Genomic DNA, 14,947 nt, shown 5'->3' on the forward strand with positions numbered 1-14,947 from the left:
AGTGTCTATTTGGCTTTAGAGAGTGTCCAATGTGATCATCATGCGCCGGGGTGCAATTGCTAGTCGACGCCGATAACGGACAGCACGGGGCTGGGGTGAATTTGCGGCCAACCGCGCCCACGTCTACTTTACCGTGAACGTAACCATACCGAGGATCGTTGCCATGAAACTTCTCCTGTCTGCTCTGGTTTCGCTTCTGATCGTGCAGGCAACCAGTGTTCGGGCCGAATGCCTGGACGATGCGACGAATTTCGCCGTCAAGCTCTGCGGAGAACTAAATAATGCAGGTACCCGCACCCAACTGTCAGGCAAAGCCGATGCGGATGCTTCCATCAGCAAGTGGATTAGCGCGTTCCTAAAGATCGACGGAAAAGTCGAGGGAAACGCCAGCATCGACAAATACGTTGGGCCTGTACGCGATCAGCTAACCCAGGATCGCTTCAACGTCATCAGCTGTCGAGCCGATATGGCAAAGATTGCCATCGAACTGCAATGCAAAAAGAAGGTAAGTTTTAAGACCTGCGTCCGGCCTGAATTCGGCATCAACAATTGGCAGTCTACGGCGGAGCGGGAAGGAAGTTCCGGCTGGCGAGAAGGCGGTCACACCCAGGCCGAATGGTGCGGAGAATTGGCAGCGATCGCTCTCAGAGAGAACGGAGTTAGTGGCGATCATACCTGGAATACGCTTGGATCAGGCGAGGATCGAAAAAAGGAGTGGGGGAAGGCATCGTACAACTATAAGTGCAAAGTACAGGTCCAATGGAACCCAATTTACAACGTAAAGACCGATCCACTTTGTGGCATCGAAGCTGCGGGCAATTGATGGCTTCTTTGGTGTTATCCGGCGTGCAAATTTTTGAACGCCGGTTGACAGCCTCCTCGAAGTAACGGCCCCCGTCCGACTGGTCGATGCGGCCGAGCGAAGCGGAATACAGGCGATTGGCAGCGGCGTCGCGTCTCTTCTTCCACTCGCCGGGCTTCAAGAAACCTTTGAACCATTCGACGGCTCGCCGGACGTCTTTGTCGTCCGGCCAAGTTTCCTCGCGGTCATCGGGGGCCTGAAATAGGGACTCTGGAAGCTCCTTCATAACGCGTCGTTGGCTCGAAGAATTCGGCGGTTTCGGGGCAAAAGGGACTTTACGTCGAACGGTATTAGCCGCGGTGCCGAGCCGCATTATCACGGGTGTCTAGTAGGCCGGAGCTCACCTCTGCGTCGCGCTCCAAAGATCAGACGGATGCGCACGTGGTTGCATGCTACTCCGCTTGCTACGGGTCAGTTTTCGGTCTTGCGAAAGCCGCCGGTCTCTTTACGTTCTTCCTCACAATAGATACGATGGAGTTGAACTCTGAGCAATTTTCAAGTGTCACGTAAGTCCCGCGAAAAACACCTGAGCGATTGAGTACGAAAGGCGCATATCCTGCTGGGAGTGGACGATTATCGAGCTTTGCGAGAATGCGGAAACCTGCAAGGCCGAAACCATAGGCATTGAGTCCTATGAATGGATGCCGCTCGGGGTTGAAGAGCCACTTCGTCGTATCAATATGAATGCTTCGATAGCGCTGTACGAGTACCTCGAATGCACCGAGACCGGAAAGGGGCTTTTCACCAAACAGAACGTCTCTGGCTCGGTCCTGGTACGGCCCTAGGTCAACGGAAGCGAAACTCTTTCGTCGGCTGATCGAGGCGCGCCATAAGACCGACAATACGAACTTTGCGAAGCGGCCGCCGTCGTAACCCGGAAGCTCGAATACGTCGCCGAAATCGCGGCGATTGGCCTCGAACCTTCTACAGATGTCGATCGCATATTCGTCGTCCAGCCCTAAGATATTGTCGCACGCTTCACAAAGGATATCTCTATCGTACTCGCCAAGCTGAGGGATGGCCTCGCCAACTCTCCCAGGCGTCAATTTTACGTTCGCCCTTTTTCCGCGAATGAAACGGCCGAACGACTGCGGTATAATGTGCGCTTCGATCAGTTTCTCTCCGGTGCAGTTCAAACCGTGACAACGCACTATCAAACCCTCTCACTGCGGACCGCGACGGTCCATAATGAAGTAGAAGGCGAATATCGCCATCAGAGGTACGGCTAGTACCACGAACGTCCGCGCTGGAACTCCAACGCTGTCCACTAACCCGTTAGCGAATGGCGCCACCAACATGCCGACGCTTCCAAAAGCGAACATCTCGTACGAAGACTGTGTCTTGTGTGCTGGGTAGCGGATGAAAACGAAGGCCATGAGGACAGGAAGCAACGCGCCGTATCCAAAGCCGGTCACGACGGTGGCCGACGAGATAGGTATGAACAGGAGCGAGAGCATACCAAGAGCGAAAAGAAATGCTGCAGCGACTATCGAGCATCTTCTGAACCCCATGTCAAAGATTGCGGGTATCACAACCCTGCCGACTAGGGCCGAGGCAGAAAAGAGATAGACAGGCGGCAAGCCTTCCGCCGTGATCGTTGTCGAAATGAAGAGAATGAGCGCGGTCGCCGTAAAGCAAACCAGCGTGTATGCCACGAACAAGTGCCGTGCCGCCAAGCGCCCCTTCTCGATCGGAGGTGCGAGAGTGATGGTCATTCTCGTAGGTACGAGCGCAATCAATCCGAATGCGGACAACGCGGCGACCAAGAATGCGCTCGCTTCGAAGGCAGGCCGCCAGTGATGGATCTCCAACGAACGAAGTGCGAAAGCCCAGAATCCAAACGCAGTAAGTTGGCCGGCGGAGGCGATCCCCAATGCAAGCGCGGATGCGCTACCTGTCCGCGTCATCGCAAATGCTGCAATCGGCGCCAAGAAAAAGGCGCCGCCGAGCGCACTTACGATGACGATGAACGAAATGCCGAAACTCGAAAAGTTGTCGCAAATCGAACAAATGAAGAGACCAATCGAGAGCAGTGCTCCGGCCAAGACGCATCGGAGACGGATTGCGAGACGGACCTGATGTTTCTGGGTCCAGAAGTTGAAGCAACCTCCGACAACGAAAAACAACCCGTAAAGAGAGGACACCAATGTCTCGTGCACGCCAAATTGGTCGGCTACCTCCCGATGAAACCTAGCGATCAGAACGATCGGCGCCATCGCAACGTTGACGACCGCAAAAACGTAAAAGTTGCTCAGCGAGATAGCCGATTTCAGAACGACGCCGGGATCATGGTCGCGACTCACCATTTTCCTTCGAAATCAAGAAAGGTGGGGCTTAGCGTCCGGCTCGAAAACTGTTTGAGCTCCGAATAAGTCTTGGGCGGATTGGCGATCAGTGCATGGGCGAATTCGACCAGTTCTTTGTAGGAGACCTTCTGGAATTCGTTCTCATCAAAGCGGAGTTCGATTTCAGGTATCTGCGCACCGTCCCCTTTGGCGCTACGATTTGGATTTTGATCGATGTCGACGATGAGGTGCGCCGCTCCTTCGACCGTTCTCAACGTCGGACGGAACCATTTCACGCCGCGCGATAGTTCGCCACCCGAATCGAGATGATGAAGTCGGAGAGCCAAAACGGTTTCGGGCACATCTTCCCATGGTAGGAACATCATGTTCTTGATGAAATTCGGGCCTGCGACGTCGTTGTCGCCATATGTTGCGGCGTACACGGTGCCTGTTGGATCGTAGAGCAATTGCTCTAACAGGATGATCGCCGTCAGAAGCCATTGAAAGCCATATCCGGCTAGCTCTGAAACTTGAGTTCCAATTTCGAGAAACCGTTCAACCTTGTATCGCTTGTCTGCGTTTCGTTCAGGAACAGGTATTTCTTCGTCCCAAAGCATCGACGCCGCATGGATGATGCGTTCATTCTCGGAAGGCTGCTCGCATACGTAGACCTTTTGGCCTCTCATCTGCGTGAGGATTTGAACTGCATCCCGCTGCATGATCATTGGGCGACGGTTCGCGAGCCGCGCCTTCGCTATGTGGTTGGTATAGAAGGCTGAAACCCGAGAGGCGGTAACGACGCCCTTCCTAAGGTCCTTAATTTCGGCATCAGTAGGGGAACTTGAGCGCCGGGGTTCCACAGAAATGTTCTTTTTTGTGACAAATATCTTGGGTCGTTCAATCGACATTGGAGTTCCCGCCCTACCTGTTTTACTACAGGTAGCATGTACCATTTGGCTCGCCTCCCAGCAACTGCCTGAACCTGCTGGTTTTTGCGCTTCCGCACTAGGTTTCATGGAACACCTTCTTAACAATTCCGCAATCTGGATGCTCGCAAAGTGTGACCCAAGGGACACGTTCTGCCTATCATTTTCTATTGCAACTTGCAAGGTCTATTGCATCGTGCAATGACCGCGAGTATATACTGGACTCCTCGCATCATTCCCCTTTTACGGAGTCCATCATGTCTCTCGAGATAGTCCCAGTGGCGCTAAGCGCAGAAGAACGACAGAGCGCCGAGATCGAACAGGATTTGCGGCGGCTCGCGAGCGCGGATTTGGCAGGATTGACCGGCGAGCAAACGCGAGTCGCTGCCGATGTGCGAGTCTTCGTGCAATGGTTAGAGGATGAGCGCGTAGCGTTCGCCGACCAGGTCGAAGGTGAGGACAAATTCAGCGGCCTCATCGAGATTGCGCGCAAATACCAAAACTGCAACAGCTTTTTCCTTTCGGAGGTGGGCGTAAATGCCTCGACCGTTTGGCGATGGGCATCTGGCAAAAGCCGTCCCAGTCGGTACGTCGGCAAAAGGCTTGCAGAGGACGTGAAGAGTCATGTCGCCAACGAGCTTTGGCAATCAAGCGATGAGGCTGGCCTTTTTCGCATACAAGCTGTCAAGCCCGAATTGGTACAAGTGCCGAATCGTGTTTGAAATTTCGATGTAGTGTAAAAGCGAATATTCGTCCGCGAGCGCTCCTTCATAAAGTCGAAGCGCGCGCTTTCGCACTTTCGTAGTGCTGAAGCCTAGTGAATGCGTTGGGTGTGATCGCTCGCACCCAACGCATTCGCCGGGTTTTGCGCTTGCGTTCCTAAGTTGCGGTGCTCCCCTCTTTGCGGGTAATTTCGCCTTCGATCTTATCGAGTAAAGCGCAAGCTGATCAGTATCGAGGCGCTTGGAGCGACGGCCGGATGGCGCACGCCGCAACTGCTCGACGGCGGACGGCGACGTCAAGTCGCTTGCTTTTCCTGGGTCACGCCCGCTGCGGCCGTATGAATTGCCGAGACGAAGGTGGAACAGGTGGGTGGCGGACCTTGCGATCGGCTGGCGTCGCCAAATACTTGTGGAGCAGAGTGCAGTCTAGTCGAAAGAATTTCTTCAACAAACGTAGCTCCGGTAAGACAGGCTCCACAAGCGACAAAATCAGGCAATCACGATGAGATCCAACAAATTGCGGCGCTCGAGGGTAGAGGAAGATGTGGGCAGCCATGCGTCTAACGTTCGGCTAATCCGGAGCTCCGGCCTCAGGCCGATCGCTCCGGCTGCTTGAGACGATTTCTCGAGGCGCGTCGTGGGTTGTCGGATCAGGTACTTGAACAGTACGGGAATCCCACCGAGCGAGGTCCCGGCGCTTGCAGCGCTTTCCTCGGAGCTTCCCGAGCACTGGCTGCTCTACGCGTCTTTCCAATATCTTCCCCCCCGCGAGAAGCCCATCGACATCGACGCACTGATCGTCATGGACGATCGAGTGCTTCTGCTTGAGGTCAAGGATTGGGATGGAGTGCTCACATGCAACGGCGACGTCTGGCTGCTCGACGATAAGCCTCGCGGAAGATCCGCGGTTCATTCGGTTGCCTACAAGGCGAGAATTCTGGGCAAGGTCATACGGGAGGCCATTCCAGGCTTCCATTTCTTCGTGGACTCCGGGGTGCTGATGACCGGCACGGCACGACCGACGACGCTGCCGGCAGGAGAAGCAGCGAGGGTCTTCACCGTCGACCAGCTCGAAATCATCGTCGATCCCACCCGGCGGACGTCGCTGCTCGAACGCCAGCCGTTGAGAGCGAAGAAGGCTCATACTTATGAAGCCGAGTTCGACCGTCTGACCAGGACTGGCCGACGCTTCAAGCCTAAGGACATCGATTGGGACGGCTACCGAGTCGTTCAGGAGAACATATTCACTCATCCGAAATCGGTGTGGTCCGAACATCGGGCGGTCCTGAAGCAGGATCCCAGGCATTCGGCCATCTTGCGGATGTGGGCCTTCGATCGTCTGTCGCCCCATCTCAACACGCCCGACAATCGGCTTCTCATCGCCAATCGCGACATCCGGGCCATCGGTTATCTGAACGCGGTACGGAGCAAGCTCATTTCCGAGGGACGTATCCTCGAGGTGGTAGGTGGCTCGCGGTCCGAAATCCTAACCCATCACTTCGACCTCCGGCGCTTGCCCAAAGGCTTGCTCGCACTACCGAACTATCTCGAGCGGACCCGCGACGAGATCGGATGGGACGATCGCGTGACGCTCGTTCGGACCCTTCTGAACGCGGTTGCCGAGCTTCACGCGAAGCGAGTCGCGCATCGCGATATCGGCCTCCGAAACATCTGGGTTGAGTCAACCACTCGTCTGGCGATCGGCGGCTTTTCATCGGCGAGTCTGCCGGACGATCCTCTTCCGCAATATTGGTTGGACGAACTCGCGGGCTACGCGTTGCCCCCTCCTGCCGACGTCGAGTTGCAGGACGACTGGCAGCGCGACGTCTATCATGTCGGTCTGGTTGCGCGCTCCATCCTCTTCAACGGGACGGAAGAGAGCGGCCTGCCTCAGAGCGATCGTTCTCCGGAGCACGAGCCGACCGCGGATTGGCTGGCCAGTGCCGTCGGGACTACGGGATCCGTCGGCTTTTCGACGGTCGTCGAGATGTCTGATGAATTCGGTCGGATATCGGACGCCGAGGTGTCGCCGCTTGCGGACCACTCGGCTCTCGACGCGTTCGAGAGCGAAATTAATCCGGTCTTCGAGTGGCCAGCCGAGCTCCAATTGAGCAAGGGGCCCCGCATTGTCTACGAATCGACGAACGCCAGCTCCGAGAAGATCGTAGTCAAAATATGGCCGCGGATGTTTCGCGGAGGCAGTGCACAATCAGACCTGGCGCTGCTCCGGTTGTTCGAAGGCGTAAAGCAACTGCGCGAGGCCAGATCGGAAGGACTACCGAAGTTCGGGCCATGCGGCCTGTCGGCGATGGGCGCTTTCGTTACCTACGACAAGATTGTGGGAACCAGGCTCGACGAATGCGAGGCAATGTCGCCGCTGGTCGCCACGAGGACGGGATGCGGGCTGATATCGGCCATTGCGGCGCTGCACCGCGCGGGCTTGCAACACGGAAAGCTCGATACGAAGGCCGTGTTTGTCCGGATCGAAGGAGATCAACCTTTCCCTACCGTCAGTGAGCTCTTCGAGGCCGGAGAGTTCGTTGACGAAAATGCGGTCGGCGCCGCTCGTTTGCCACCAAATGCGGAGCAGTTGAGTATCGAACATATCGATCGCTTCGCGGCGGTGTCGATCGCTCTCGAGCTCCTTGGGGATGTTCAGGACGACCGGATAGAGGATTGCCGCCAGCGATTGTCTTTGGAACTACGGCGGCCGGCGATCGAGACACTCGACACGGTGCGCGATCTGCTGACGGACCTCGCTACGAGCCTCGACAAGCCACCTGCGCCGCGGATATCGATAGGATTGCCCGACGCCGCCGTGACTTTTCCGTCCGACGGCGGCTTCTATTATTCACGGGCGTACAGGTTCGGCGGCAATCTCGTCAGATATCTGGTGTTCGGCCTCGGATATCAGATGAATATCGTCTGGGCGCCGGACGCTGTTCCCGAGGTCAAGGTCACGGCCGTCGATTTCGAAACGATGCGTCGAGAGAGCGACAGATGCGAGCGCTTCGAGGCGAGCTTCGAATTCAGGAGGTCGAACGCACCCGAAATAGGTCGGCTCATCGACGTACTCTCGGAAATAAGGATCGAAGAAAGCGCGCAGGAGACGCTAGGCGAGGAGGCACTCGTCGAGCCGCCGATCGCCGAGACGGTCGTTTCGGATCTCGTGCAAGCGCCTCTACGCTTGGATACCGGTCGATTTTGGAAGAGATCGGTCGAGCTCGAGCAGAACCTCGTTCCAGAGGTGATTATCGCATCGGAGATGTCGCCATCGGGCTCAACTTGGATCGCGAAGTACGATCTCTCGCGGGGAAATTTCGATTTCGATCCGGAAGACGTTGTTGACGTGCAGGTCCCGAACAGAAAGCGGAGAATAGGGCGTCTCGATGTTTCCGGTACGGATACGTCGCAACTGGCGATCAGGGAACTCGAGTGGCACCTCCGGCCGGGAGACGTAGTTCAACTGGTGGAACGCCTTCAGCAGACATCGTACGACAGACGCAAGCGCGCGGTCGACAGAATCATCGCGAGAGAGTCCCCGGTCAAAGGGCTGCTCGAATACTTCGACACGGGAGGGGCGGCCCAGCCGTCAGTCCTGGAAGATCCCGTCGAGCCCGGCGATCTGGAGAAGTACGGCCTGAATGCGGGGCAGAAGCTTGCGTTCGCCGACATCACGCGGCATGGCCCGGTCGGATTGCTGCAGGGTCCGCCCGGCACGGGCAAGACAAAATTCATCGCGGCCTTTGTCCATTGGTTGGCGGTTGTCCGAAAGGTAGATCGTGTTCTGATCGCGAGCCAATCGCACGAAGCGGTCAACAACGTCATCGAGGCGATCCTGAGGACGTTTCGCGCGTTCGGTCATCGTCCCAATCTGCTGAGGATAGGCTCCAAAAACATAACTGCGGCAGTAAAGCCCTATCACACGGCGTCGGTCAGGGAGCGGTATGCGACCTCTTTCTCGAACTCGATCCGATCACGCGTTTCTTCGCTGGCGTCTTCGATCGGAATCGACAGAGACTACGCGCAGGCCTCTGTCGATCTCGATCGCCAGGCTGGGTCACTATCCCGGCGACTGCACTATCTGCTCGACGAGCTGGCGCGAGGAGGGCATCAACCCGACGACGAAAAGGGCTTCAACACAGCGCTGCGAACGGTCCGTAAGTCCTTCGCGGCGATCATGGAGAGTGCGGGAATTCCGGAGCAGCTATCGGGAAATCCCGCCGCGCTGGCAATGGCGTTCGAAAACCTCAGATTGTCCCACGGCGTGCCGGAAGGCGACGCCGCGAGCATGCAGCGCTTACTCGGGATCTCCCGAGAGTGGGTCGAGGCGCTGTCGTCCAGCGCGAGAAATTTTGAGGAGTTTCTTGCGAAGACGAAGACCATCGTTACCGGCACTTGCGTCGGACTCGGGCAGACCCGCGTTAGGATCGAACAAGCGGATTTCGATTGGGTCATCGTCGACGAGGCTGCCCGCTGCACTCCAGGAGAGCTCGCCGTCCCTCTTCAGTTGGGGAAGAGGGTGCTGCTGGTCGGCGATCATTTTCAGTTAAAGCCGATGGTCGACGATGTGGTGACGCGCGAGCTCTGTCGAGAATTCTCGCACGCGCAGCTCACCGATATCCAAAGGAGCGAGTTCGAGCGCGCGTTCATTTCTTCGTACGGGGTCAACCGAGGTCAGATACTGAACGAGCAGTATCGCATGGCGCCGTCCATCTGCGATCTCGTTTCGGACGTGTTTTATAGACCGAACGGCGTCGTCCTAACGACCTCGCCGGACAGAAAGGGAGATGCATTCTTCGCAGGCCCGGCCGCCGACAAGCTACTTCCATCAAGCGTCACGTGGATAGATACTTCCGAGCAGCGGTCCCACGTCGAGAAGCCGGATTCCCAAAGTCCATGGGACATCGCAAATCTCGCCGAAGCGAATACCATTGTGAAACTCCTGAGAGACATCCAGAAGGACCATACGTTGTTCGCGCACTTGGCCGGCCTCGGCGACGATCAACCGATCGGGATAATCTGCATGTACAAGGAGCAGCGGATGCTTCTCGAACGCCTGCTATCGCAAAGCGATCTCACTCCGGAGTACCGAGAGATGATCCGCCTGGAGACTGTTGATTCATACCAGGGCAAGGAAAACACTATCGTCATCGTATCTCTCGTACGATGCAACGCCAGGGGTAACGTCGGACACGTAGGCAGCATGAATAGGTGCAACGTAGCGATGTCGCGGGCGAAGGAGCGCCTGGTTATCGTCGGCGCTACGCGCATGTGGCGAAGAGTCGCGAAGACGAGCCCGATGCGGCTCGTCCTGGAATACATCGATGGCATGAAGCGACCTGCCGGAGAAATCATCATGTCCGGTGCGCCATGACCGTCGACGCCGATCGGATCCTCGTCGATACCACCGGCTTCAGAATTCCGTGCCGAAGATTCTCGTTCGTGCTCAATGTCTCGCGGGATCGTCGGCTTCCCGTGGTGGACGAGTTCGTGCTTCGTCTGCTCAAGATGTTCGATCGAATCCCCGTCCAGAGATTGCGCAGGTTCTTCGGGTTCTCGGTCAGAGAGATGGAGGTCGTGCTGAAGGATCTGGGCGCGCGCGGACACATCCTCCTCGATGGCGATCTGGTGTCTCTAGATCCTGCCGCGGAGGAGCTCTTTTCCTCGTCTTCCGACGGCATGCCCAGGATCGTTTCCATCGAGACCTGGAACGAGACAGTCTCGTTCGACATGGTGGCGAGCACCATCCTTCCGTCCGAAAGGTCCTTCGGTAGTCGCCACCTCATCGAGGTCAAACCGTCTTCGCTTTCCATAGAAATTCCGCGTCGGTTCGCCGAAACGGCCTTCAGCTCGAATTTCCGGGAGTTCGTGCGGGCGCAGAAGGGGATAGGAGACGCGGACTCGGTAAATCTCTATTCGATCGGGCACGTCGAGCCCGTCGGCTACGGGTGGTCGACGTATCGGACTTCCGATTTGCTCGATCTATCCGAAGAGCCGCGCATCGATACGGATTACGGTCTTGGGATAGAGAAGTTCGCGAGCTTTCGGCCTCTTCTCGAAGGCATGTCGGCAGCTCGAAACGCGCGGATCACCCCGCTATCCGACTACGCGACCCTGCAGTTCGTCGACGTAATATTGGGCGAGCGTCGGTTTTCCGCATACTTGCGGCGAAACGGACATTTCGATATCGAAGGGTGGATCGAGCGCGAGCAACCGTCCGGCGCCCCGCAGTCGATTCGCGGCATCATCGGTTCGATCTATCTCCCCGACAATGCCGAAGCGATCGCGCTCCTGGCCTCTCGGCACAACGATCGCACCGGGAAAGCGGTCGGCGTTATTTGGGGCAAGACCGCCGGCACATCATGGGGGGCTTCTCCCGATCTGCCGACGGCGGTCACCAGAGTGCACAACGCGGTCCGCGGAGAAGCGAAGGGGAGCACCGTTTCCTCGACGCTCTTGGATGTTCACGGTACTGACAACGAGGTGATGCGCAGGTTCAGACACATGTTCGAGCGCAGCCGCTCGATGCGATCTCGTCGCATTCCAAAGAGCCTCGAATTCATCAGGGCAGGGAGCGTGCTGGCGTTCACGGTTCGAGTCGGCATAGCGGCGAGTTCGGATCTCGCGATCGGCTACGCGACCACCGACAGGTCGATGATCGATCGGTTCGAAAAGGAAGTCGACCTCGAAGGACGCCTCGCGAAAGGATATGTCCTTTGGGACCCCAAGGCCGCGCAGGGTGAGGCAGAGTCTTGATCGGAGCAGCCAGCACGCTCCATGTCGAAAGTGGCTCGAGTTCTCTCGCCCGGGCAAAGATGTGTGCAAACCGCAGTCAGGCAAGTATTCAAGCGCTGCGCACCTTGGTAGCGTGCTCCCACGAGGTCTCCCCTCGCATACGCGCTGTCGAAACTGCGGCGTAAGACCAAAATTCTGAGTAAGGATCGTTGCGCGCCAAGCCTACGGACTGCCTGGCGTGATTGGAGGGGGACCTCGTGCCTAGCCTTGCGGCGTTGTTCGGCGGCACCACCAGAGTGGATCTTCCGGAAGAGTTCACAAGCGAAGGCGAACTCTTGATATTTCTCGGCTTGTCAGCGGCGGAGCTCAAGAAAATCTGGTGGTTCCGCGGGCGCATGTATTCACGATTCGACATCGCAAAGCGGCACGGGAAGACACGTCCGATAGCGGCTCCGGATACGCGCTTGAAGATGCTTCAGCGGAACATAGCCTCGTCGCTCGGCCAAGACGCACGGTGCACGGTTACGTCCACGGACGGTCGGTAAGGTCGAACTGACCTTGCCCCCAAGTTTTATCCAGGTCTGAGTTCGTTCGGGCGGTTGGATGTGCCCATATGGGCGGTCGTAGCGGCGGGAGCTGGCGCGGAGCTCTCGGCATAGCGCAGCGCCAGATCCCGACGCGGATTGCAGGTGGCCGCGAACTCGGATGGCGTCTTCCATCCGAGCTGGGAGTGCGGTCGAACGTCGTTATAGTCGGCCTGCCAGCATCGGAGCGCAACGCGGGCCTGGCCGAGCGAGGTGAACAGCGTCTCGTTCAGCATTTCATCCCGCAGGCGGCCGTTGAAGCTCTCGATGAAGGCGTTCTGCATGGGTTTCCCCGGCGCGATGTAGTGCCAGGCGATGCGACTCTGATCGGCCCATGTCAGGATGGCATTGCTAGTGAGCTCGCTGCCGTTGTCGCTCACCATCATCTTGGGTTTGCCGCGCTCGGCGACCAGCCGGTCCAGCTCTCGAGCGACCCGGGCGCCCGAGAGTGAGGTGTCGGCCACCAGCGCCAGGCACTCGCGGGTGCAGTCGTCGACCACGGTCAGGACGCGGAATCGCCGGCCGTCGGTCATCTGATCCGACACGAAGTCGAGCGACCAGCGATCATTCGCGAACAGCGGCACCTTCATCGGCGCTCGTGTGCCGAGGGCCCGCTTGCGGCCACCTCTACGGCGCACCGTGAGCCGTTCCTCCCGGTACAGCCGGAACAGCTTCTTGTGATTGACCAGGTAGCCCTCTCGCTTGAGCAGGACGTGCAAGCGACGGTAGCCGAAGCGGCGGCGCTCATGGGCGGTCGCCCTCATGCGTTCCCGCAACCCTGCATCATCGGCCCGGCTCGTCTGATATCTGACCGTCATGCGGCAACAGCCGATGGCTTTACACGCCCGCCGTTCGCTCATCCCGTGAACGTCCACGAGATGCGCGACAGCTTTCCGCTTGGCCGCGGGCGTTACCACTTCTTTCCCAGGAGATCCTTCAGCGCGGCATTGTCCAGCATGGCGTCCGCCAGCAGCCGCTTGAGCCGCGTGTTCTCGTCCTCCAGCGTCTTCCGCCGCTTGGCCTCCGAGACGTCCATTCCGCCGAACTTGGCCTTCCACTTATAGATGCTGGCGTCGCTCACGCCATGCTTGCGGCACAGATCGGCGACCGGAACGCCGGCCTCGTGCTCCTTCAAAATCCCGATGATCTGCTCTTCCGTAAAGCGGCTGCGCTTCATGCTCTGGTCCTCACTGGGGGCCAGAACGAACTTCAAACTGGATTAAGCCCGAGGGGCAAGGTCACGGAGCGTCGCGTCTGCGGTCTTTTCGAGGCGTTGGGGATCGACGATTGCGTTGCACAGATCCTGGCTCGCATTTGCTGCAATGACAGCGGTTTGCCGCAGGGCGCCCCGAGCAGCCCGGTCATCTCGAACATGATCTGCTTCCGCATGGACAAGGAACTCCAGGCGATCGCAAAGGAGGGGCATTGCATCTATACGAGATACGCCGATGACATCACGTTCTCGAGATATCAACCGCTGACGTCGCTGTTCGAGGGGCCCCTGCCTCCGGCGGGAAACTTCTCGCCGGACCTGCTCAAGGCGAGATTGCAATTGGCGTTCAAGGGCAACGGATTCACGATCAACCCCGAGAAGGCTTACTACGCCGACAAGCACTCGCGCCGGATGGTGACCGGTCTCAAAATAAACGAGCTAGTGAACGTGGATAGACGATTCGTCCGGAATATCCGCTCGGCGCTATTCGCGGTCGAGAGGCAAGGGACCGCAACCGCACAGGCCGTTCTCAAGGAGAAGTACGGACGGGAATCAGGCTTCGCATCGCATGTTCGTGGGCGCATTTCGTGGTCGGCCAAGTAAAGGAGGCGTCTGATCCTGTCTTTCGCGGCCTCGCGCTGCGGTTCAACAAGCTGTTTCCCGAACTAATGCTGGAAATCGAACCCACCGCGACGGAGGTGAGAGATCGCGCCGTATGGTTGGTGGAGCACACGGGCGACGGTAAGACCGAAGGTCTCATCCAAGGTACCGCCTTTTTTCTGAAGTCCGTAGGGCTCGTCACGGCGTGGCATTGCGTCGAGGGCGCGACGAACATCGATTGTACCATCCGAGCAAACCGGCCAACAATTCAAAGTGATCATCTCGAAGTACGATGCGCACCGTGATTTGGCGATTCTCAGGCACGATATAGCAGCCATCGAATTCTACGAACTCGAGGCGTCGGCGCGAGGCCTGAAGGCCGGCGACAACGTGGTGGCGATCGGCTACCCCGCATTCGGTCCCGGGGATAAGTTCAACGTACGTCATGGCACTGTCACCTCGCTACCGGTGAAGAGTGCCGTTCAAATGATCGAGGTGACGCAAAAGCTGTCGCAAGGCATGTCCGGCGGCCCGGTTATCGACGCGGATGATGCGGTCGTCGGCATCATTCACCAGGGCGGACCGACTGAAGGTCGCGATTTTGCGATCTACGTGTCGGCCTTGATGAGCTGGCTGCGGAAATCATGAGCGATGCCCGTGTTCGTGGTACGGCGCGCTCTTCGCAAGTTAGGTCTCGGCGCCCCGTCTTCCTCCTAGGCGCGTGTGACCAACAAAAGAGTGCCGTCCGGTAGCGGCCGCGGCACCGCGCCTTGGCTTCGTCCCAGCGGCAATCCAAACATAGGTCGGACTCTCTCGATCAGGATCACCGGCATCGCCCTCGGATGCACGGAGCTTACCTCGACATTCGGGTCGCAGGAGAGGAATCCGAAAAGGTCCGCGACGCCTTGGGCTTCATTCGCTTTCCGCACGCTGGTTCAGTTCGGCCAACGGGCGGCGAGCACGACGAGGGGCCGTTCCTCACCTGTTGCGATACACGTAGGTACATTTCTGCCGTCG

General features: G+C 57.9%; 10 protein-coding genes. 6 read left to right on the top strand and 4 right to left on the bottom strand.

Features of this window, described 5'->3' with window-relative positions; translation table 11 throughout:
* The first annotated feature begins 163 nt into the window (after window positions 1-163).
* Entirely contained in the window at window positions 164-823 is a 660-nt protein-coding gene (locus HL671_RS06635; RefSeq protein WP_172235926.1) for a hypothetical protein, read from the top strand.
* Window positions 824-1,266: 443 nt separating this feature from the next.
* Here the strand turns inward: HL671_RS06635 and HL671_RS06640 are convergent, their stop codons facing one another.
* From HL671_RS06640 to HL671_RS06650, 3 genes are read right to left on the bottom strand one after another with little or no spacing between them, the layout of a single operon-like run.
* Window positions 1,267-2,013: a hypothetical protein gene (locus HL671_RS06640; protein WP_172235927.1), complete on the bottom strand. Its 747-nt coding sequence runs from the start codon at window positions 2,011-2,013 to the stop codon at window positions 1,267-1,269.
* A 12-nt stretch (window positions 2,014-2,025) separates the two neighbouring features.
* Window positions 2,026-3,168, bottom strand: a complete 1,143-nt coding sequence (locus tag HL671_RS06645) for an MFS transporter (protein WP_172235928.1) — start codon at window positions 3,166-3,168, stop codon at window positions 2,026-2,028.
* Window positions 3,162-4,055: a hypothetical protein gene (locus HL671_RS06650; RefSeq protein WP_172235929.1), complete on the bottom strand. Its 894-nt coding sequence runs from the start codon at window positions 4,053-4,055 to the stop codon at window positions 3,162-3,164. Before HL671_RS06650 ends, HL671_RS06645 begins: the two co-directional genes overlap by 7 nt.
* 275 nt (window positions 4,056-4,330) lie before the next feature.
* On the opposite strand from HL671_RS06650, the gene HL671_RS06655 reads away from it, so the two are divergent.
* The 3 genes from HL671_RS06655 to HL671_RS06665 all read left to right on the top strand — a co-directional run bounded on the left by HL671_RS06655 (window position 4,331) and on the right by HL671_RS06665 (window position 11,554).
* On the top strand, window positions 4,331-4,795 hold the full coding sequence (locus HL671_RS06655; RefSeq protein ID WP_172235930.1) for a hypothetical protein: 465 nt from the start codon (window positions 4,331-4,333) through the stop codon (window positions 4,793-4,795).
* A gap of 658 nt (window positions 4,796-5,453) precedes the next feature.
* On the top strand, window positions 5,454-10,172 hold the full coding sequence (locus HL671_RS06660) for an AAA domain-containing protein (protein ID WP_172235931.1): 4,719 nt from the start codon (window positions 5,454-5,456) through the stop codon (window positions 10,170-10,172).
* Window positions 10,169-11,554 (top strand): hypothetical protein, encoded by a 1,386-nt coding sequence (locus HL671_RS06665; RefSeq protein ID WP_172235932.1) that lies wholly within the window; start codon window positions 10,169-10,171, stop codon window positions 11,552-11,554. Before HL671_RS06660 ends, HL671_RS06665 begins: the two co-directional genes overlap by 4 nt.
* 550 nt (window positions 11,555-12,104) lie before the next feature.
* Here HL671_RS06665 and HL671_RS06670 read toward each other — a convergent pair.
* Window positions 12,105-13,294 (bottom strand): IS3 family transposase gene (locus tag HL671_RS06670; protein WP_172235933.1). Its coding sequence is split into 2 segments (ribosomal slippage): window positions 12,105-13,045 and window positions 13,045-13,294, totalling 1,191 coding nucleotides; the frame shifts between segments, so codons are not numbered across the junction.
* Window positions 13,295-13,390: 96 nt separating this feature from the next.
* Between HL671_RS06670 and HL671_RS38225 the strand changes: the two genes are divergently transcribed.
* Both HL671_RS38225 and HL671_RS38230 read left to right on the top strand, forming a co-directional pair.
* Window positions 13,391-13,933, top strand: coding sequence for a reverse transcriptase family protein (locus HL671_RS38225; protein ID WP_246705823.1), 543 nt, complete (start codon window positions 13,391-13,393; stop codon window positions 13,931-13,933).
* Window positions 13,934-14,167: 234 nt separating this feature from the next.
* The gene (locus HL671_RS38230) at window positions 14,168-14,578 is read left to right on the top strand and encodes a S1 family peptidase (protein ID WP_312010667.1); all 411 of its coding nucleotides are present in this window, start codon (window positions 14,168-14,170) and stop codon (window positions 14,576-14,578) included.
* Window positions 14,579-14,947 lie beyond the last annotated feature (369 nt).

The organism is Bradyrhizobium denitrificans (assembly GCF_013179005.1).
GTDB classification, from domain to species: domain Bacteria; phylum Pseudomonadota; class Alphaproteobacteria; order Rhizobiales; family Xanthobacteraceae; genus Bradyrhizobium; species Bradyrhizobium denitrificans.